The organism is Pectobacterium actinidiae, from assembly GCF_000803315.1.
GTDB classification, from domain to species: domain Bacteria; phylum Pseudomonadota; class Gammaproteobacteria; order Enterobacterales; family Enterobacteriaceae; genus Pectobacterium; species Pectobacterium actinidiae.
The window spans coordinates 2,089,215-2,108,417 of sequence record NZ_JRMH01000001.1 but is presented as its reverse complement, the minus strand read 5'-3'; the positions used below and the strand labels follow the sequence as shown (position 1 = coordinate 2,108,417).

Here is a 19,203-nt window from a genome sequence, read left to right as displayed (position 1 = left end):
CTAAGTATTTTGTCGCTTATAGAGAGATTACAGATATGATTTTAAATTCTTTTGATTTGCAAGGTAAAGTTGCTCTTATCACGGGTTGTGATACGGGTTTGGGTCAAGGCATGGCTATCGGTCTGGCACAAGCAGGTTGTGATATCGTCGGCGTCAACATCGTTGAACCGAAAGACACTATCGAAAAAGTCACTGCACTGGGACGTCGTTTCCTGAGCCTGACTGCCGACATGAGCAATGTCTCTGGTCATGCAGAGCTGGTCGAGAAAGCCGTTGCTGAATTTGGTCACGTTGACATTCTGGTCAACAACGCCGGTATCATCCGTCGTGAAGATGCGATCGACTTCAGCGAGAAAAACTGGGACGACGTAATGAATCTGAACATTAAGAGCGTTTTCTTTATGTCTCAGACCGTTGCACGCCAGTTCATCAAACAAGGTAAAGGCGGCAAGATCATCAATATCGCGTCTATGCTGTCCTTCCAGGGTGGTATCCGCGTACCTTCTTATACCGCATCAAAAAGCGCAGTTATGGGCGTAACCCGTCTGATGGCGAACGAGTGGGCAAAACACGGTATCAACGTCAACGCAATTGCTCCGGGATATATGGCTACCAACAATACCCAGCAACTGCGCGCCGATGAAGAACGCAGCAAAGAAATTCTGGATCGTATCCCAGCTGGCCGTTGGGGTTTACCACAGGATCTGATGGGCCCATCCGTCTTCCTGGCATCCAGCGCATCCGACTACATCAATGGTTACACGATTGCCGTTGATGGTGGCTGGCTGGCTCGCTAAGCGCAGTTTTTCTTAGCGGCATTTCGCCAATCTGCGATAAAAAGCACAATTTCGGTTGTGCTTTTTATTTGTTTTTCAAGTTGTTATTTCGTTTTTCATGATTCTTTCTCCTGTCAAAATCCTTTCTTAAAAAAAAATCAAAACAACGTTCCGACTTTGATCACACTTTCGATATTGCGTGCATGACGACAAGGTTAATAGCGCAATATAATCAATCAAAACAGTGTTTCTATTTATAAGGAACTGTTCCCACGGTTCCATAAGAAGGTACTCCATGAGTATTTTTGAAAACTTATACACCAGCAGAAAATCGCAGCTCGACGAATGGGTTGCAGCACTCGATAGCCACATTGCCTGCGTTCAGGATAAAGGCCGCAGCCAAAGTCAGCCGACGTTATTATTGGCTGACGGTTTTGATGTGGAAAATTATGCGCCTGCGATGTGGCAATTCCCGGATGGACATAGCGCCCCTATTTCTAATTTTGCCAGCCAGCAAAATTGGCTAAGAACGCTATGCGCCATGAGCGTTGTTACAGGTAATGATAGTTACCAACAACAGGCTATCGCACAAAGCGAATATTTTCTGGATCATTTCGTTGATGATAATAGCGGCCTGTTCTTCTGGGGTGGTCACCGCTTTATTAATCTGGATACGCTCGCAGGCGAAGGGCCAGAATCCAAAGCTCAGGTGCATGAATTAAAACACCACCTGCCCTATTACGCGTTGTTGCATCGCGTTAATGCGGAAAAGACGCTGAATTTCTTTCAGGGTTTCTGGAACGCACACGTCGAAGACTGGGATTCACTGGATCTGGGTCGTCATGGTGATTACAGCAAAAAACGCGATCCGAATGTTTTCCTGCATGCCCGCCATGATGTCGTCGATCCGGCACAGTGGCCTGTTCTGCCATTAACGAAGGGGCTGACGTTTGTTAATGCTGGCACAGACCTGATTTATGCCGCGTTCAAATACGCAGAGTACACGGGCGATAGTCACGCCGCGGCCTGGGGTAAGCATCTTTATCGCCAATACGTTTTGGCTCGCAACCCAGAAACCGGTATGCCGGTGTATCAGTTCAGTTCACCACAGCAGCGCCAGCCGGTGCCAGAAGACGATAACCAGACGCAGTCCTGGTTTGGCGATCGTGCTCAACGCCAGTTTGGCCCAGAGTTCGGCGAAATCGCGCGTGAAGCCAATGTGTTGTTCCGTGATATGCGCCCACTGCTGATTGATAACCCACTGGCAATGTTGGATATTCTCCGCACGCAGCCTGATGCAGAAATGCTGAACTGGGTTATTTCAGGGTTAAAAAATTACTATCAGTACGCCTACGATGTCACCAGCAATACACTGCGCCCGATGTGGAACAACGGCCAGGACATGACAGGTTACCGTTTTAAACGCGATGGCTATTACGGTAAAGCGGGTACGGAATTAAAACCGTTTGCATTAGAAGGTGATTATTTATTACCGCTGGTTCGTGCTTATCGTCTAAGCGGTGATGAGGACCTGTATGCACTGGTTAACACCATGCTGACGCGGCTGAACAAAGAAGAGATTCAGCACATCGCCAGCCCGGTACTTTTGTTGGCCGTTATCGAACTGGCCGATCACAAACAATCAGAATCCTGGGCACATTACGCCGCGCAATTGGCTGGCGTTCTGTTTGAACAACATTTCCATCGTGGTTTGTTCGTTCGCTCCGCACAGCATCGTTATGTTCGTCTGGATGATACCTATCCGTTGGCTTTACTGACTTTCGTTGCCGCTTGTCGCAACAAATTAAACGATATCCCGCAGTATCTGACACAAGGTGGATATGTTCACGGGGATTTTCACGTTAATGGGGAAAATAGAATTGTTTATGACGTGGAATTAATTTATCCAGAGTTATTAACAGCTTAATTTTATGTTTTTTAATGGTTCACAATTAATCAATAGGTAAGCATTATGAATGAAAACAGAATGCTGGGGTTAGCCTATATCTCCCCCTATATTATAGGGCTGATAGTTTTTACCGCTTTCCCCTTTGTTTCGTCATTTATCCTCAGTTTTACTGAGTATGATTTGATAAATCCGCCTGAATTTACGGGGCTAGAAAACTATCACCGTATGTTCATCGAGGATGATCTCTTTTGGAAATCAATGGGCGTTACCTTTGCCTATGTATTTCTGACCATTCCATTGAAATTAATTTTCGCATTGTTAATTGCGTTTGTACTTAATTTCAAATTACGTGGTATCGGTTTCTTCCGTACTGCTTACTATGTGCCTTCTATTCTGGGCAGTAGCGTGGCAATCGCCGTTCTGTGGCGTGCACTGTTCGCTATCGATGGCTTGTTAAATAGCTTCCTCGGCGTGTTTGGCTTTGATGCCATCAACTGGTTGGGTGAGCCGTCGCTGGCACTGATGTCGGTCACGCTGTTGCGCGTATGGCAGTTCGGTTCCGCCATGGTTATCTTCCTGGCTGCATTGCAGAACGTTCCGCAATCTCAGTATGAAGCGGCGATGATCGACGGTGCATCCAAATGGCAAATGTTCCTGAAAGTAACGGTACCGCTGATTACGCCAGTTATTTTCTTTAACTTTATCATGCAGACCACTCAGGCATTCCAGGAGTTTACGGCACCTTACGTCATTACTGGCGGCGGTCCAACGCACTACACCTATCTGTTCTCGCTCTATATCTACGATACGGCGTTCAAGTATTTCGATATGGGTTACGGTGCTGCATTGGCATGGGTTCTGTTCCTGGTTGTTGCAGTATTTGCGTCTATCTCCTTTAAGTCGTCGAAATACTGGGTGTTCTACTCCGCTGATAAAGGAGGAAAAAATGGCTGACATGCATTCAAACCTGACTACAGCACAAGAAGTTGCTGCTGCAGAAGTACGCCGCACGCTGCGTAAAGAAAAACTCAGTGCCGCTATCCGTTACGTGATACTGCTGTTCGTTGGTTTACTGATGCTTTATCCACTGGCGTGGATGTTCTCAGCATCGTTCAAACCTAACCATGAGATTTTCACTACGTTGGGTCTGTGGCCTGCTCATGCCACCTGGGACGGTTTCGTTAACGGTTGGAAAACCGGTACGGAATACAATTTCGGTCACTACATGATTAACACTTTCCAGTATGTGATTCCGAAAGTGGTTCTGACCGTTATTTCCTCGGTCATTGTGGCTTATGGCTTCGCTCGCTTTGACATTCCGTGGAAGAACTTCTGGTTTGCCACGCTGATTGCCACCATGCTGCTGCCAAGCACCGTGTTGCTGATTCCGCAGTACCTCATGTTCCGTGAAATGGGCATGCTGAACAGCTATCTGCCACTGTACTTGCCAGTCGCGTTTGCAACACAAGGCTTCTTTGTGTTCATGCTGATCCAGTTCCTGCGTGGTGTACCACGTGATATGGAAGAAGCCGCCCAGATTGATGGCTGTAACTCCTTCCAGGTGCTGTGGTATGTGGTCGTGCCGATTTTGAAACCAGCCATCATCTCTGTTGCGCTGTTCCAGTTCATGTGGTCAATGAACGACTTCATCGGTCCGCTGATTTATGTCTATAGCGTGGATAAATATCCGATTGCGCTGGCGCTGAAAATGTCTATCGACGTTACTGAAGGCGCTCCGTGGAATGAAATTCTGGCCATGTCCAGCATCTCCATTCTGCCATCCATTATTGTTTTCTTCCTGGCACAGCGCTACTTCGTACAAGGCGTGACCAGCAGCGGAATTAAAGGTTAATAGAGGATTTATCATGGCTGAAGTTATTTTCAATAAACTGGAAAAAGTATACTCCAACGGTTTCAAAGCCGTTCACGGCATCGACCTGACGATTAAAGACGGCGAATTCATGGTTATCGTCGGCCCGTCTGGCTGTGCTAAATCCACCACACTGCGTATGTTGGCAGGTCTGGAAACCATTAGCGGCGGTGAAGTTCGCATCGGTGAGCGCGTGGTTAACAATCTGGCGCCAAAAGAGCGTGGGATTGCGATGGTGTTCCAGAACTATGCCCTCTACCCTCACATGACGGTAAAAGAGAACCTGGCGTTTGGTCTGAAACTGAGCAAATTGCCTAAAGAGCAAATCGAAGCGCAGGTAGCAGAAGCGGCCAAAATTCTGGAGCTGGAAGAACTGATGGATCGTCTGCCGCGCCAGCTGTCTGGTGGTCAGGCTCAGCGTGTGGCCGTAGGCCGCGCCATCGTTAAAAAACCCGATGTGTTCCTGTTTGACGAACCGTTGTCAAACCTGGATGCCAAACTGCGTGCTTCCATGCGTATCCGTATTTCCGACCTGCATAAGCAGTTGAAGAAAAGCGGTAAAGCGGCGACAAGCGTATATGTTACCCACGATCAGACTGAAGCAATGACCATGGGTGACCGTATCTGCGTGATGAAACTCGGTCACATCATGCAGGTTGACACGCCAGATAACCTGTACCACTTCCCTGTCAACATGTTTGTTGCTGGCTTCATTGGCTCACCAGAAATGAACATCAAGCCGTGCAAACTGGTCGAGAAAGACGGTCAGGTTGGCGTGGTGGTGGGTAATAACGCGCTGGTATTAAATGCTGAAAAACAAGATAAAGTGCGCAGCTATATCGGACAAGACGTATTCTTCGGCGTTCGCCCAGACTATGTTTCCGTGTCAGATACGCCATTTGAAGGCAGCCACTCACAGGGTGAGCTGGTTCGCGTAGAAAACATGGGTCACGAATTCTTTATGTACATTAAAGTCGATGGCTTTGAATTAACCAGCCGCATTCCTTATGACGAAGGTCGGCTGATTATCGAGAAGGGACTGCATCGTCCGGTATATTTCCAGTTCGACATGGAAAAATGCCATATTTTTGATGCAAAAACAGAAAAAAATATCTCTCTTTAACAGGAGTAGTAACCGATGAAAAAAGCGATCCTACACACGTTAATAGTTTCATCTCTGGCATTAGTGGCCATGCCTTCTTTCGCCGCTGATAATGTTGAATTGAGAATGTCTTGGTGGGGCGGCAACAGCCGTCACCAGCAGACGCTCAAGGCCATTGAAGAGTTCCACAAACAGCATCCGAACATCACGGTGAAAGCGGAATACACCGGATGGGATGGTCACCTGTCGCGTCTGACTACACAGATTGCCGGTAACACCGAGCCGGATGTGATGCAGACTAACTGGAACTGGCTGCCGATTTTCTCTAAAAACGGCACGGGTTTTTATGACCTGAACAAAGTGAAAGATACTCTGGATCTGACCCAGTTCGATCCGAAAGAGCTGCAAAGCACCACGGTCGAAGGGAAACTGAACGGTATTCCAATTTCCGTCACTGCTCGTGTGTTCTACTTCAACACTGAAAGCTGGCAAAAAGCGGGACTGGAATATCCGAAAACGTGGGACGAGCTGCTGAACGCCGGTAAAGTGTTCAAAGAAAAACTGGGCGACCAATACTACCCTATCGTGTTGGAACACCAGGATTCTCTGGCACTGCTGAACTCTTACATGGTTCAGAAATACAACATTCCTGCTATTGATGTAAAAAGTCAGAAATTCGCCTACACCGATGCGCAATGGGTTGAATTCTTTGGCATGTATAAGAAACTGATCGACAGCCATGTCATGCCTGATGCGAAATACTATGCCTCTTTCGGTAAGAGCAACATGTATGAGATGAAGCCATGGATCAACGGCGAGTGGTCTGGTACTTACATGTGGAACTCCACCATTACCAAGTACTCTGACAACCTGCAACCACCAGCAAAACTGGCATTGGGTAACTATCCGATGCTGCCAGGTGCGAAAGATGCCGGCTTGTTCTTCAAACCTGCACAGATGCTGTCTATCGGGAAATCGACTAAGTATCCTAAAGAGTCTGCTCAGTTGATCAACTTCCTGCTGAACAGCAAAGAAGGTGCTCAGGCTCTGGGTCTGGAACGTGGTGTACCGTTGAGTAAAGCCGCTGTGGCTCAGTTGACTGCTGATGGCGTGATCAAAGATGATGCACCAGCCGTTGCCGGGTTGAAACTGGCGCTGGCTCTGCCACATGACGTTGCCGTTTCCCCTTATTTCGACGACCCGCAAATCGTTTCTCTGTTTGGTGATACCATCCAGTCTATCGATTACGGTCAGAAATCTGTGGAAGATGCTGCGAAATACTTCCAGCGTCAGTCTGAGCGTATTCTGAAGCGTGCAATGAAATAATGCCGTACCTGATTTAGATTGTAATTCATCCCTGCCGTACTGACGGCAGGGATTTTTCATTTAAATTAAAACAACCGCTATATTCAATCCGATCTTCCTCACAATTTGAAATCCCATTTTACTTTTTGTTACCCAAGCCGATCTCGATCACAGAACGCAATTTAATAATAAATAGAATAGAACTTGTCCTAAAAAGCATAATGCGTGTTTTTTATTAAGAGATATCCTAACCAGTAGGGAATATAACAATGAAATTTAAATTACTAGCTCTGGCTGTTACGTCATTAATTAGTGTGAATGCAATGGCTGTGACAATTGACTATCGTCATGAAATGAAAGATACACCGAAAAATGATCATCGCGATCGTTTATCTATGTCACACCGTTTTGCCAACGGCTTTGGGTTATCTGTTGAAGCAAAATGGCGTCAATCCAGTGCTGACAACACGCCAAATAAACCATTTAATGAAACCGTCAGCAATGGTACTGAAGTCGTTGCCAGCTATGTGTACAACTTCAATAAAACCTTTTCTTTAGAACCAGGATTCTCTTTAGATTCAAGCTCTACGTCTAACAACTATCGTCCTTACCTGCGCGGTAAAATGAACATCACTGACGATCTTTCTACTTCTTTACGTTATCGCCCTTACTACAAACGTAATAGCGGTGATGTTCCAAACGCATCAAAAAACAACCAAGAAAATGGTTATAACTTAACCGCGGTTGTTAGCTATAAATTCCTGAAAGATTTCCAGGTTGATTACGAACTGGACTACAAAAAAGCAAATAAAGCCGGTGCATATCAATACGACAATGAAACATACAATTTCGACCATGATGTAAAATTGTCTTATAAACTGGATAAAAACTGGAAGCCTTATATGGCGGTAGGTAACGTCGCTCAGGATGGCACTACCGATCATCGCCAAACTCGTTACCGTGTTGGTGTGCAATATAGCTTCTAATAACGAGCTTGTTATTTAAATAAGTATTATTGTTATTCGTTGGCAAAAGGGATGTTATTGTTAATTGACTCACTCAATTTCATCATTAGCATCCCTTTATTATGATGTCCGTTGTTAGTAAGCAGGTTAGTTAGGTTTTGTTGTTACATGTGGTGCCATTAAATGTGATTTAGCCACATGCGTTTTAGCTGTTGAAATTGCTGTGTCTGATTTACCCTCTTCGTGTATGAATGTTATTTCTTTATTAAAATTTGCGGTTCAGGGTAGTCATTTTTCTCCGATGTGATGGCTACCCTATTTTTTTACCATCGCCCAATGATTTCCCCCCTTCTTCTCTTTGTCAGGTGATCTATCATGATTGTTCGTTCTCTGCTTGTCGGGGCCATTATGATGTCTGTACATGGATTAAGTTACGCCCAACCTGTTTTCCCTGTCTGGCCACATGGCGAAGCGCCAGGTGCCTCTTCGTCAACGGTACAGCCGCAAGTGGTCGAGCGTAGCAAAGATCCTTCTCTTCCCGATCGGGCCGCAACCGGGATTCGCAGTCCCGAAATTACCGTTTATCCGGCAGAGAAGCCCAATGGTATGGCTTTGCTCATTACGCCTGGCGGTTCTTATCAGCGCGTCGTGCTGGACAAGGAAGGCAGCGATCTGGCACCGTTTTTTAATCAACAGGGTTATACCCTTTTCGTGATGACCTATCGCATGCCCGGTGAAGGCCATAAAGAAGGTGCTGACGCTCCGTTAGCCGATGCCCAGCGTGCAATCAGAACGCTGAGAGCCAACGCCGATAAGTGGCACATTAACCCGCAACGTATCGGTATTATGGGATTCTCCGCCGGTGGTCATGTTGCTGCTAGCCTTGGAACTCGATTCACCCAATCCGTTTACCCGGCGACGGATGCCATTGATAGCGTGAGCGCACGCCCTGACTTCATGGTACTGATGTACCCCGTTATTTCGATGCAGGCGAATATTGCGCACGCTGGCTCGCGCAAACAATTAATCGGCGAACAGCCAACGGACGCGCAGGTGTTGCGTTATTCTCCAGAGAAGCAGGTTACCGCTCAGACACCTCCAACGTTTCTGGTGCATGCCGTTGACGATCCGTCAGTCTCGGTTGATAACAGTCTGGTGATGTTCAGCGCGCTGCGGGAAAAACAGATTCCCGTCGAAATGCATCTCTTTGAGAAAGGTAAACACGGTTTCGGCCTGCGCGGCACTAAAGGGCTTCCTGCGGCAGCCTGGCCTCAGTTGCTAGACAATTGGCTGCGTCTTTTACCTGCAAGCAACGAACTGCCGAAATAAATCGTTACGCCGTCACCGCTTCCGCAGGCAGGGATAATCTCTTATACTGTATAAAATAACAGTTTTATTTGAGAAGTTTCATGACTGCGGAAGGACACCTGCTGTTTTCTGTTGCCTGCGCAATTCTGGCTAAAAAAGTTGAGCTATCGCCTGCGCTGGCTACCGGAGACTGGTGGCACATTATTCCCGGAGCACTCCTTACCGCGCTGCTGCCCGACATCGATCACCCCAAATCCGTCCTCGGGCAGCGCCTGAAGTGGCTTTCTTCGCCGATTGCCCGCCTCTTTGGTCATCGCGGGTTTACGCATAGCCTCCTTGCCATCGCCGCCGGTATCTTCTTTATTCAGACGCGGCTGCCGCCAGACTGGCCGATTCCGACGGATGCCTACCATGCCATGATCGTCGGGTATTTGAGCCACATTCTTGCTGATATGCTGACGCCCTCTGGCGTCCCTCTGCTCTGGCCCTGTCGCTGGCGTTTCCGGTTGCCGATTTTAAACAGCCAAAAAGGCAATCAGTTGGAACGCTTTCTGTGTATTGCCTGTATCGGTTTTTCGCTGTATCAGCCACAAAAAAATCTGGATTGCTGCACCTACGAACAGTCATTTCGCTTTTTGCAGTCGGCGCAAACGTATCTCTTTCAATACGTGAAATAACAGCGTTACCTACCGTCAGACATATCCCTGTAACATGATGGCAAAAGACCTGCTATCCTGTGCGCGTTTGTTATTTTTCATCGCAAAAAATCACGCTATCTCCGCCGCTCTACGTTACGGCGCGAAATCGTGGACAGCGTGACGCGATTCACTAATAGGGAGCAAAGCCGGATGAATTTTCCGCTACTCATAAATATTCTGCTATTTGTCGTATTGCTGCTCGGATTAGGTTACGCCAGCCGTAACCCATCCTGGAGTCTGGCTAAGAAAGTGTTGTTGGGTTTGGTTGTCGGGGTGTTATTTGGTCTTGCACTGCACCTGATTTATGGTGGTGACAACCCAGTGGTTAAGCAGTCCATCTCATGGTTTAACATCGTAGGTAATGGCTATGTGCAGCTGTTGCAGATGATCGTCATGCCGCTGGTCTTTATCTCCATCCTGAATTCTGTTGCCAAACTGCATAACGCCTCGTCATTAGGGAAAATCAGCCTATTGACGTTGTCCACTCTGCTGCTCACCACGCTGATTTCTGCGTTGGTCGGCGTTTTTGTGACTAACCTGTTTGGCCTGACGGCTACCGGACTGGTTCAAGGTGCGCAGGAAACGGCGCGATTAACCGCAATTGAAAGCAACTATGCGGGGAAAGTTGCTGACCTTAACGTGCCTCAACTTATCCTGTCATTCATTCCTAAAAACCCGTTTGCTGAGCTGACCGGCGCGAACCCGACGTCTATCATCAGCGTCGTCGTCTTTGCAGCCTTCCTCGGTGTAGCTGCGCTACAGTTGCTGAAAGATGACGCCGCCAAAGGCGAACGCGTTTTAACCGCCATTGACACACTGCAATCCTGGGTGATGAAGCTCGTTCGTCTGGTGATGAGATTAACGCCTTATGGGGTTATGGCGCTGATGACAAAAATGGTCGCCAGCTCTAACCTGCAAGACATCCTCAAACTGGGCAGCTTCGTTGTCGCATCCTATCTCGGACTGGCGATTATGTTCGGTGTCCATGCACTGATTCTGTCGTTCACAGGTATCAATCCGGCACGTTTTTATCGCAAAGTGTGGCCGGTACTGACGTTCGCCTTTACCAGTCGTTCCAGCGCGGCGACCATTCCGCTCAGCATTGAGGCGCAAACGCGCCGTATTGGCGTACCGCAATCTATCGCCAGCTTTGCGGCCTCTTTCGGCACAACAATCGGTCAGAACGGCTGTGCGGGGCTTTACCCAGCGATGCTGGCTGTGATGGTCGCGCCAACGGTCGGCATCAACCCGCTGGATCCTGTCTGGATCGCGACGCTAGTCGGTATCGTCACCATCAGTTCTGCTGGCGTAGCCGGTGTGGGCGGCGGTGCCACTTTTGCCGCATTAATCGTTCTACCCGCGATGGGGCTGCCGGTGACGCTTGTCGCACTGCTCATCTCCATTGAGCCGCTGATCGATATGGGCCGTACCGCGCTTAACGTCAGCGGATCGATGACGGCCGGTACGGTCACTAGCCAGTTGATGAAACAGACGGATAAAACGGTTTTCAACGCGCAGGATGACGCTGAGTTGACACACCGCTAAACCACCTGTGCTACACAAAAGAAAACGCCGACGGCTGATGCTGTCGGCGTTTTTGTTTTTAACGCGTTACTGTTACTGATAACGCTATTGTGCAATCAGGTTAGTTAGCGCTGCGGATTAGTATCGTAAGCCTGGCAACTCTGGAAGCCTTTATTACGCACGTGGCCTGTCTCGTCGTAGCTCACAAAATAGTTCTGTGCGGTGCCATCGCGATTTTTCAGCAGATAATCGCTACAGGTGCCTTTGGCATTCACCAGACGTTTCTCTGTACCGCCAGTCCCCGCAACCTGATGAACCTGTTGCTTCGTCATTCCTACTTTCACATCTTTCACCACAGGCTCATTAACATAGCTTTCTGCCTTGTTATAAGCCGAACATCCCGCCAGCATGACAGCACCAACTGCCGCAATACATACCAGTAATCTGTTATTCTTCATATTATCACCCCATTATTATCGTTCACTCTAAGGCTAGTCGGCGGCGACCACTTTTTCAAATCATAATGCAGAGATGTAACATATTGGCCGATAGTCAAAAACGGGTTATCTATAGGGAAAATGACTACCTGACAGCTTGTTCTTTTTCTTCACGTCAATTCGTTTTACACTCTGGCAATCGTAATAATTCTTTTGCAGTATCAATAAGTTCAGGAGGGGATGGCATGTCATTACAAAACGACATTATCACTGCGCTGGGAGTGAAAAGTAGCATCGATCCAGCACAGGAAATCCGTGTTAGCGTTGATTTTTTAAAGAATTATCTGAATGCTCACCCGTTCGTTACGTCGTTAGTCTTGGGTATCAGCGGCGGCCAGGATTCTACGCTGACTGGCAAACTGTGCCAGACGGCTATCACGGAATTGCGTAATGAGACGGGAAATTCTCGCTATCAGTTCATCGCCGTTCGCCTGCCTTATGGCGTACAGGCAGATGAAGCAGACTGTCAGGATGCCATCACCTTTATCCAACCAGACCGCGTATTAACCGTAAACATCAAGCCGGCTATCGAAGCCAGTGAAGCCACCTTACGTGCCATTGGCGTTGAGCTTTCCGATTTTGTTAAAGGCAATGAGAAAGCCAGAGAACGCATGAAAGCGCAGTACAGCATCGCAGGCATGAATGCCGGGCTCGTCGTCGGTACCGATCATGCAGCAGAGGCAGTAACAGGCTTTTTCACCAAATACGGCGATGGCGGCACCGATATCAACCCGATCTTCCGACTGAACAAGCGGCAGGGCAAAGCGCTACTACGCGAACTTGGCTGCCCTTCTCATCTTTACACCAAAGCCCCCACCGCCGACCTGGAAGAAGACCGCCCGTCCCTGCCCGATGAAGTGGCATTGGGCGTCACCTATGAAAAGATCGACGATTATCTGGAAGGCAAGCAGATCGATGATAAAGATGCCGCCACTATTGAAAACTGGTATCGCAAAACGGAACACAAGCGCCGTCCGCCTATTACCGTTTTTGATGACTTCTGGCGATAAGTCATCGCGATGAGCAAACCGGGCGCGGATACGGCGTCCGGTTTGCTCTTGTTTTTTCTGCGCACGCATCACGATTCCCTCAGTCATTCGAGTCACAGGAACAAGCACTCGCTCGCGAGGGAGAAATCCATAGAAAGCCCAAGTAGCAACCAACGCAGGCAACGAAAAGGATGATGGGAATAAACATGACGCCACAGCGCGCTACGCTCACGGGCCTGCTGGCGATCGTTTTATGGAGCACATCCGTCGGGCTTATCCGTAGCCTGACAGAAGCGCTCGGCCCCATCGGCGGCGCAGCGATGATTTATTCCACCAGCACACTCTGTCTGCTGGCCTTTTATGGTCTTCCCCGCATTAAAACGTTGCCCAGAATCTATTTATTCGCAGGCGGTGCGATGTTTGTTTGCTACGAGATATTTCTGTCGCTGTCCATCGGACTCGCGGATAGCCGCATGCAAGCGATGGAAATAGGGATGATTAACTATTTGTGGCCGAGCTTGACCATTCTTTTTTCTCTTTTTATCAATCAGCAGAAAAGCCGTTTCCTGCTCTGGCCGGGTCTCGCACTCTCGCTCGGCGGCATTGTGTGGATTATGAAAGGAGAAAGCGACTGGACACCAGAATTACTGTGGAACAACGTTCTTGCCAACCCACTCGCCTACAGTCTGGCGTTTTCTGCGGCCTTGACCTGGGCGCTCTACTGCAATATCACCAAGCGTTATGGACAAGGGGAAAGCGGTGTCTCGCTGTTCTTTTTCATCACGTCTCTCGTGCTATGGATAAAGTATGCCTTGAGCGCTGAAGGCGCTATTTCATTTACGTTAGCAAGCTCACTGCAACTGCTCTTTATGGGTGCCTCAACCGCACTGGCCTATTCTGCCTGGAATACTGGCATTCAGCATGGCAATCTGACGCTGCTGGCAACCGCTTCTTATTTCACGCCCGTGCTTTCCACGCTATTGGCCGCGTTCTGGCTCAATATCACGCCCGATCTTTCATTCTGGCAAGGCGTCGTCATGGTCACAGCAGGTTCGCTACTTTGCTGGTATGCGACACGCTCTCCCACTGGTTGACCGCTGCATCCCCCTGATATGCGATCGCGCTTCCTGGTTAATAAAACCCTAATCTGCGCGCGGTCACATTCTTCGCGCTAACCTGTTATAGTCACCTTCACATTTCGTTACCTAAAAAGTCACACATGTTAAGGCGTTTCTTTTCCTACTATTCCCCTTACAAAGGGTTATTCGTCCTCGATTTCGGCTGTGCCATTATCGCTGGGCTGCTTGAATTAGGGTTTCCGATGGCGATTAAAGCGTTCATCGACAAACTATTACCGGCTCAGGACTGGTCGCTGATCCTGTTAGCGTCGGTTGCGCTCTTGGCGGTATACCTGCTGAATACCGCGCTGATGGCCATCGTCAACTATTGGGGACATGCGCTGGGCGTGGGTATTGAAACCGATATGCGGCGGCAGGCATTTGAACATCTGCAAAATTTGCCGTTCCGTTATTACGACAATATGAAGACCGGCCATATCATCACTCACGTCACCAAAGATCTGGAGGAAGTCGGGGAAATCGCCCACCACGGCCCAGAAGACCTCTTTCTCGCGATCATGACGTTTATTGGTGCGTTCATCCTGATGGCAACGGTTCACCTGAATCTGGCGCTGCTGACGATTATTATCGTGCCTTTCATGACGTTTCTCGTCAGCCGTTATGGCGCCCGCATGACGGAGACCTGGCGTCAGCTCTTCGGTCAGGTTGGCAACTTCAACGCCCGAATTGAAGAGAGCGTTGGCGGTATCCGCGTTGTTAAAGCGTTTGCCAATGAAGCTCATGAGAAGAAACTGTTCTCCAACGATAACGAAAACTACCGCCGTACCAAGTTGCAGGCCTATCGCATCATGACCGCCAGTATGACGCTCAGCTACCTCAGCACGCGCCTGATACAGCTTATTGTGATGTTGGCCGGTATTTGGTATGTCATTCAGGGCGAACTCAGCTACGGTGGTTTTATCGGCTTCCTGCTGCTGATTGAGGTTTTCTTCCGACCGGTCGCCAAAATTACCTCGGTGCTGGAAAGCTATCCCAAAGGGATTGCGGGGTTCAAACGCTTTACTCAACTGATCGACACCGTTCCCGAAATTGCCGACGCCCCCGATGCGCATGATATCGGACCGCTGAAAGGCGATATCCGCTTTAATCAGGTGAGCTTTGGTTATTCCGCCGACCGTCCAATTCTGCGTAATATCGATCTGTCGATACGCGCGGGGGAAACCGTGGCATTTGTTGGTCCATCCGGTGCAGGCAAAACCACGCTCTGTTCCTTGCTTCCTCGCTTCTACGATTTAACCAGCGGAGCCATCACTATTGACGGCATGGATATCCGTCAGATGACGCAGGCATCGCTGCGTAGCCAAATCGGCATCGTACAGCAGGATGTCTTCCTGTTCGGCGGCACCATTCGGGAAAACATCGCCTACGGTAAACTTGATGCCAGCGATGAAGAAATCATGGAAGCCGCACGCCGCGCACGGTTAGATGAGCTGATCGAGAATCTGCCTGACGGACTGGATACCGTGGTCGGCGAGCGCGGTGTTAAGCTGTCGGGTGGGCAAAAGCAGCGTTTATCTATCGCGCGAATCTTTCTGAAAAACCCGCCAATCTTGATTCTGGACGAAGCGACATCCGCACTGGATACCGCGACGGAGCAGGCGATACAACAATCGCTCAGCGAGCTTTCCGCAGGGCGTACTACGTTGATCATCGCCCACAGACTGGCAACCATACAAAATGCAGGACGCATTGTGGTGGTAGATAACGGCAGCATCATTGAGCAAGGCAGCCATCAGGCGCTGCTGGAACACAGCGGTATCTATGCCAGATTACATCAGGCACAGTTCGGTCAGGCCTGATTGCTACCTCCTTCGGCGAGGGTTCTCCTCGCCTTTTTCTCTCTGTTTTCCCATATAGATGTGACTTCAGAGGTTTCTCTTGCAATAAATTGCATTTAAAATACATCTATTATTGTTTCATCAGGACATGACGCACATGGCGAGAAAGCCCCTGGGAAAATACCGACAGCGGGAGATTCGTACCGTCGGATTGATGATCGAACTGTATGAAAAGCATCACCCCGAAACCGACGATAACGCGCAGTATAAAGACTTATTCAACTACGCCATCAAGCGTCTGGAACGTTGCCAGTTCGGTGAAGATAAACCCGCATGTAAGCATTGCCCCATTCACTGCTATCAACCCGCCAGACGTGAGGCGATAAAAGCGATTATGCGCTGGTCGGGGCCACGGATGTTGTTACGTCACCCGATTTTGGCGATACGCCATTTAATTGACGATCATCGGCCAGTACCGGATTATCCGAAAAAAGAGACAGCGCCAAAAGTGTCAACCGGGCGGGCACCCCGCTTAGCCTCGCAGCATACGGCACCAGCGGATACCGACACGCCGCTGAAATGAAATAGATAATATGAAAACGAATAGGATAGGAAAAGGCCGCTTGCGCGGCCTTTTTGGGTGACACTGTTACTCTTTGGGAGAGGCGTTCTCTACCCTGCTTTTTAGCTTTTGCCCCGGACGGAACGTGACCACACGGCGCGCCGTAATCGGAATATCTTCGCCAGTTTTTGGGTTACGTCCCGGACGTTGGTTCTTGTCTCGCAAATCAAAATTGCCAAAACCTGACAACTTGACCTGTTCGCCATTTTCCAAAGCGCGACGAACTTCTTCAAAAAACAGCTCGACTAGCTCTTTGGCATCCCGTTTGCTCAGTCCGAGCTTCTCAAACAGGTATTCTGACATTTCAGCTTTAGTAAGCGCCATAGGTTCAATCCCTCAAGGATGCTTGGAATCGCTGTTTTAATGCTGCTACGCATTCTGCAACGGTAGCGGCAATTTCCTCTTCTGCCAGTGTACGCGTGGTATCTTGCAGGGTCAGACTGATAGCCAGACTCTTATAACCTTCCGCTACGCCCTTCCCTCGGTACACGTCGAATAAGTTTACGCCAACTAACTGATTTGCGCCAACTTTCTTACACTCGGCCAAAATATCGCCCGCAGGGACATTTTCAGCAACCACAACGGCGATATCGCGACGGTTCGCCGGGAAGCGGGAAATCTCGTTCGCATCAGGCAATATGCGGTCTGCGACCTTATCCCACAACAATTCGAACACCACGGTGCGCCCGTTAAGATCTAACTTGCGCTCCAGTTCTGGGTGAATAACGCCAATAAATCCAATGCGTTCTCCGCACAGATAAATAGCAGCACTTTGTCCTGGATGCAATGCCGGATTATTTTCGGCTTTGAATTCAACCTCAGACAACTTGCCCGTCAATGCCAGCACCGCTTCCAAATCGCCTTTTAAATCATAGAAGTCAACAGTCTGACGCGCCAGATCCCAATGCTCTTCATAACGGGTGCCGGTAATCACACCTGCCAGCATCAGATCTTGGCGAATACCTAGGTCAGCACTGCTGTCCGGTACAAAACGCAGACCGCTTTCAAACAGGCGCAGGCGGCTTTGCTGACGGTTTTGGTTATACACGGCCGCGCCCAGCAAGCCGCTCCACAGCGATAAACGCATTACCGACATCTCCGCAGAGATCGGGCTCGGCAAGCTCAAAGACGCTTCACTAGGGTGAATGAGTCCCTGAATTTTCGGGTCAACAAAACTGTAAGTAATTGCTTCCTGATACCCGTGATCGACTAATAATGTCTTCACACGCTTCAATGACAGTGACGCTTCGCGATGCGAGGTCATGATCAATGGTGCCTGAGTCGGAATATTCGGAATGTTGTTGTAGCCGTAAATACGTGCGACTTCTTCAACCAGATCTTCTTCAATTTCCATGTCGAAACGCCAGCTCGGTGCCGTCGCCTGCCAACCTGCATCGATTTTCACGACGTTACAGCCCAGACGTTGCAGAATATCACTCACCTGCTCATCGCCAATTACATGTCCAATCAGGCGATCCAGCTTCTCACGGCGCAGCGTAATCGTTGCGCGCGAAGGTAAGTCTGCCTCGCTGGTCACATCAACCACCGGACCCGCTTCACCACCACAAATGTCGATCAGCAGGCGGGTCGCGCGTTCAATGGCTTTGTGCTGTAACGCCGGATCGACGCCACGCTCGTAGCGGTGAGAGGCATCGGTGTGCAAACCGTGACGACGTGCGCGCCCTGTAATCGACAGCGGATTGAAGTAAGCGCATTCCAGCAGAACGTTTTGTGTCTCTTCATTGACGCCAGAATGCTCGCCGCCAAAGATGCCGCCCATCGCCAGCGCACTCTGCTGGTCAGCGATAACCAGCGTATCTGCGTTCAGCTTCGCTTCGTTACCATCCAGCAGCGTTAGCGCTTCGCCCTCTTTCGCCATACGCACGATGATACCGCCGTTGAGACGGTCAAGGTCGAACGCGTGCATCGGCTGGCCGAGTTCCAGCAGCACGTAGTTCGTCACGTCAACCACCGGATCGATAGAACGAATACCACAGCGGCGCAGTTTTTCACGCATCCACAGCGGCGTTGCCGCCTTCACGTTAATCCCTTTCACCACACGGCCTAAGTAACGCGGGCATGCCTGCGGCGCATCGACCTGAATCGGGAACGTATCCTGAATCGTTGCGGCAACGGGCTCAATAGTCGGTTCATTCAACGCCAGCTGATTCAACACGGCGACATCACGCGCCACACCGATAATGCCTAAGCAATCAGCACGATTTGGCGTCACGCTGATTTCAATCGCGTTGTCATCCAGCTTCAGATACTCACGAATATCTGTACCAATTGGCGCATCGACTGGCAGCTCGATGATGCCATCGTGATCGTCGGAAATACCCAACTCGGAAAATGAGCACAGCATGCCTTCAGACGGCTCGCCACGCAGTTTGGCGGCTTTAATTTTGAAGTCGCCCGGCAGCACAGCCCCTACCGTCGCCACGGCCACTTTCAGACCCTGACGGCAGTTTGGTGCGCCACAGACGATGTCCAGCGGGCGCTCACCGCCTACATTCACTTTCGTCACACGCAGTTTGTCTGCATTCGGGTGCTGTCCACATTCAACCACTTCACCGACAACCACGCCGTTAAATGCACCAGCAACAGGCTCTACGCCATCCACTTCCAGCCCTGCCATCGTGATCTGTTCAGATAACGTTTCACTGTCAACTGCCGGGTTTACCCACTCGCGTAACCAGAGTTCACTGAATTTCATGATGT

16 protein-coding genes and 1 pseudogene are annotated in these 19,203 nt (G+C 49.4%); 14 read left to right on the top strand and 3 right to left on the bottom strand.

Annotated elements, in window-relative coordinates; translation table 11 throughout:
* The first annotated feature begins 35 nt into the window (after positions 1 to 35).
* From kduD to KKH3_RS08830, 10 genes and pseudogenes are all read left to right on the top strand, one after another.
* A complete protein-coding gene (gene kduD, locus KKH3_RS08875; protein WP_010299965.1) occupies positions 36 to 797 on the top strand; it encodes a 2-dehydro-3-deoxy-D-gluconate 5-dehydrogenase KduD in 762 nt (253 codons plus the stop codon).
* Between the two features lie 274 nt (positions 798 to 1,071).
* Positions 1,072 to 2,703 (top strand): pectate disaccharide-lyase PelW, encoded by a 1,632-nt coding sequence (pelW, locus tag KKH3_RS08870; protein WP_039358263.1) that lies wholly within the window; start codon positions 1,072 to 1,074, stop codon positions 2,701 to 2,703.
* A 45-nt stretch (positions 2,704 to 2,748) separates the two neighbouring features.
* Positions 2,749 to 3,639: a carbohydrate ABC transporter permease gene (locus KKH3_RS08865; RefSeq protein WP_010275610.1), complete on the top strand. Its 891-nt coding sequence runs from the start codon at positions 2,749 to 2,751 to the stop codon at positions 3,637 to 3,639.
* Entirely contained in the window at positions 3,632 to 4,537 is a 906-nt protein-coding gene (locus KKH3_RS08860) for a carbohydrate ABC transporter permease (protein WP_010299968.1), read from the top strand. Before KKH3_RS08865 ends, KKH3_RS08860 begins: the two co-directional genes overlap by 8 nt.
* Positions 4,538 to 4,550: 13 nt before the next feature.
* Complete coding sequence (locus KKH3_RS08855) at positions 4,551 to 5,678, top strand: ABC transporter ATP-binding protein (RefSeq protein ID WP_039358260.1); 1,128 nt, start codon at positions 4,551 to 4,553, stop codon at positions 5,676 to 5,678.
* Between the two features lie 15 nt (positions 5,679 to 5,693).
* Positions 5,694 to 6,983, top strand: coding sequence for an ABC transporter substrate-binding protein (locus tag KKH3_RS08850; protein WP_039358257.1), 1,290 nt, complete (start codon positions 5,694 to 5,696; stop codon positions 6,981 to 6,983).
* A gap of 248 nt (positions 6,984 to 7,231) precedes the next feature.
* The gene (locus KKH3_RS08845) at positions 7,232 to 7,948 is read left to right on the top strand and encodes an oligogalacturonate-specific porin KdgM family protein (RefSeq protein WP_039358254.1); all 717 of its coding nucleotides are present in this window, start codon (positions 7,232 to 7,234) and stop codon (positions 7,946 to 7,948) included.
* A gap of 354 nt (positions 7,949 to 8,302) precedes the next feature.
* Positions 8,303 to 9,256, top strand: coding sequence for a pectin acetylesterase PaeX (gene paeX, locus KKH3_RS08840; protein WP_039358251.1), 954 nt, complete (start codon positions 8,303 to 8,305; stop codon positions 9,254 to 9,256).
* 80 nt (positions 9,257 to 9,336) lie between these two features.
* Positions 9,337 to 9,843: pseudogene (locus KKH3_RS08835) on the top strand (metal-dependent hydrolase); the annotation flags it as partial.
* Positions 9,844 to 10,083: 240 nt separating this feature from the next.
* Positions 10,084 to 11,478, top strand: coding sequence for an L-cystine transporter (locus KKH3_RS08830; protein ID WP_039358245.1), 1,395 nt, complete (start codon positions 10,084 to 10,086; stop codon positions 11,476 to 11,478).
* A gap of 104 nt (positions 11,479 to 11,582) precedes the next feature.
* Here the strand turns inward: KKH3_RS08830 and osmE are convergent, their stop codons facing one another.
* Complete coding sequence (osmE, locus tag KKH3_RS08825) at positions 11,583 to 11,915, bottom strand: osmotically-inducible lipoprotein OsmE (protein ID WP_039358244.1); 333 nt, start codon at positions 11,913 to 11,915, stop codon at positions 11,583 to 11,585.
* Between the two features lie 224 nt (positions 11,916 to 12,139).
* On the opposite strand from osmE, the gene nadE reads away from it, so the two are divergent.
* The 4 genes from nadE to KKH3_RS08805 all read left to right on the top strand — a co-directional run bounded on the left by nadE (position 12,140) and on the right by KKH3_RS08805 (position 16,443).
* A complete protein-coding gene (gene nadE / locus KKH3_RS08820) occupies positions 12,140 to 12,964 on the top strand; it encodes an NAD(+) synthase (protein WP_039358243.1) in 825 nt (274 codons plus the stop codon).
* Between the two features lie 185 nt (positions 12,965 to 13,149).
* Complete coding sequence (gene yddG, locus KKH3_RS08815; RefSeq protein WP_039358240.1) at positions 13,150 to 14,037, top strand: aromatic amino acid DMT transporter YddG; 888 nt, start codon at positions 13,150 to 13,152, stop codon at positions 14,035 to 14,037.
* 125 nt (positions 14,038 to 14,162) lie between these two features.
* Complete coding sequence (locus tag KKH3_RS08810; RefSeq protein WP_039358238.1) at positions 14,163 to 15,881, top strand: ABC transporter ATP-binding protein; 1,719 nt, start codon at positions 14,163 to 14,165, stop codon at positions 15,879 to 15,881.
* A gap of 136 nt (positions 15,882 to 16,017) precedes the next feature.
* Positions 16,018 to 16,443 (top strand): nitrous oxide-stimulated promoter family protein, encoded by a 426-nt coding sequence (locus KKH3_RS08805; RefSeq protein WP_039358235.1) that lies wholly within the window; start codon positions 16,018 to 16,020, stop codon positions 16,441 to 16,443.
* 66 nt (positions 16,444 to 16,509) lie between these two features.
* Here KKH3_RS08805 and ihfA read toward each other — a convergent pair whose 3' ends face one another.
* Both ihfA and pheT read right to left on the bottom strand, forming a co-directional pair.
* Entirely contained in the window at positions 16,510 to 16,806 is a 297-nt protein-coding gene (ihfA, locus tag KKH3_RS08800) for an integration host factor subunit alpha (RefSeq protein WP_009112984.1), read from the bottom strand.
* A gap of 4 nt (positions 16,807 to 16,810) precedes the next feature.
* Positions 16,811 to 19,198, bottom strand: a complete 2,388-nt coding sequence (pheT, locus tag KKH3_RS08795) for a phenylalanine--tRNA ligase subunit beta (protein ID WP_039358233.1) — start codon at positions 19,196 to 19,198, stop codon at positions 16,811 to 16,813.
* Between the last annotated feature and the right edge of the window lie 5 nt (positions 19,199 to 19,203).

Coding starts and splice junctions, on each gene's coding strand:
- KKH3_RS08805 (WP_039358235.1), top strand. CDS start 16,018: ATGGCGAGAAAGCCCCTGGGAAAATACCGACAGCGGGAGATTCGTACC.
- KKH3_RS08855 (WP_039358260.1), top strand. CDS start 4,551: ATGGCTGAAGTTATTTTCAATAAACTGGAAAAAGTATACTCCAACGGT.
- osmE (WP_039358244.1), bottom strand. CDS start 11,915: ATGAAGAATAACAGATTACTGGTATGTATTGCGGCAGTTGGTGCTGTC.
- ihfA (WP_009112984.1), bottom strand. CDS start 16,806: ATGGCGCTTACTAAAGCTGAAATGTCAGAATACCTGTTTGAGAAGCTC.
- KKH3_RS08810 (WP_039358238.1), top strand. CDS start 14,163: ATGTTAAGGCGTTTCTTTTCCTACTATTCCCCTTACAAAGGGTTATTC.
- KKH3_RS08850 (WP_039358257.1), top strand. CDS start 5,694: ATGAAAAAAGCGATCCTACACACGTTAATAGTTTCATCTCTGGCATTA.
- KKH3_RS08865 (WP_010275610.1), top strand. CDS start 2,749: ATGAATGAAAACAGAATGCTGGGGTTAGCCTATATCTCCCCCTATATT.
- KKH3_RS08845 (WP_039358254.1), top strand. CDS start 7,232: ATGAAATTTAAATTACTAGCTCTGGCTGTTACGTCATTAATTAGTGTG.
- KKH3_RS08860 (WP_010299968.1), top strand. CDS start 3,632: ATGGCTGACATGCATTCAAACCTGACTACAGCACAAGAAGTTGCTGCT.
- pelW (WP_039358263.1), top strand. CDS start 1,072: ATGAGTATTTTTGAAAACTTATACACCAGCAGAAAATCGCAGCTCGAC.
- pheT (WP_039358233.1), bottom strand. CDS start 19,198: ATGAAATTCAGTGAACTCTGGTTACGCGAGTGGGTAAACCCGGCAGTT.
- KKH3_RS08830 (WP_039358245.1), top strand. CDS start 10,084: ATGAATTTTCCGCTACTCATAAATATTCTGCTATTTGTCGTATTGCTG.
- kduD (WP_010299965.1), top strand. CDS start 36: ATGATTTTAAATTCTTTTGATTTGCAAGGTAAAGTTGCTCTTATCACG.
- paeX (WP_039358251.1), top strand. CDS start 8,303: ATGATTGTTCGTTCTCTGCTTGTCGGGGCCATTATGATGTCTGTACAT.
- yddG (WP_039358240.1), top strand. CDS start 13,150: ATGACGCCACAGCGCGCTACGCTCACGGGCCTGCTGGCGATCGTTTTA.
- nadE (WP_039358243.1), top strand. CDS start 12,140: ATGTCATTACAAAACGACATTATCACTGCGCTGGGAGTGAAAAGTAGC.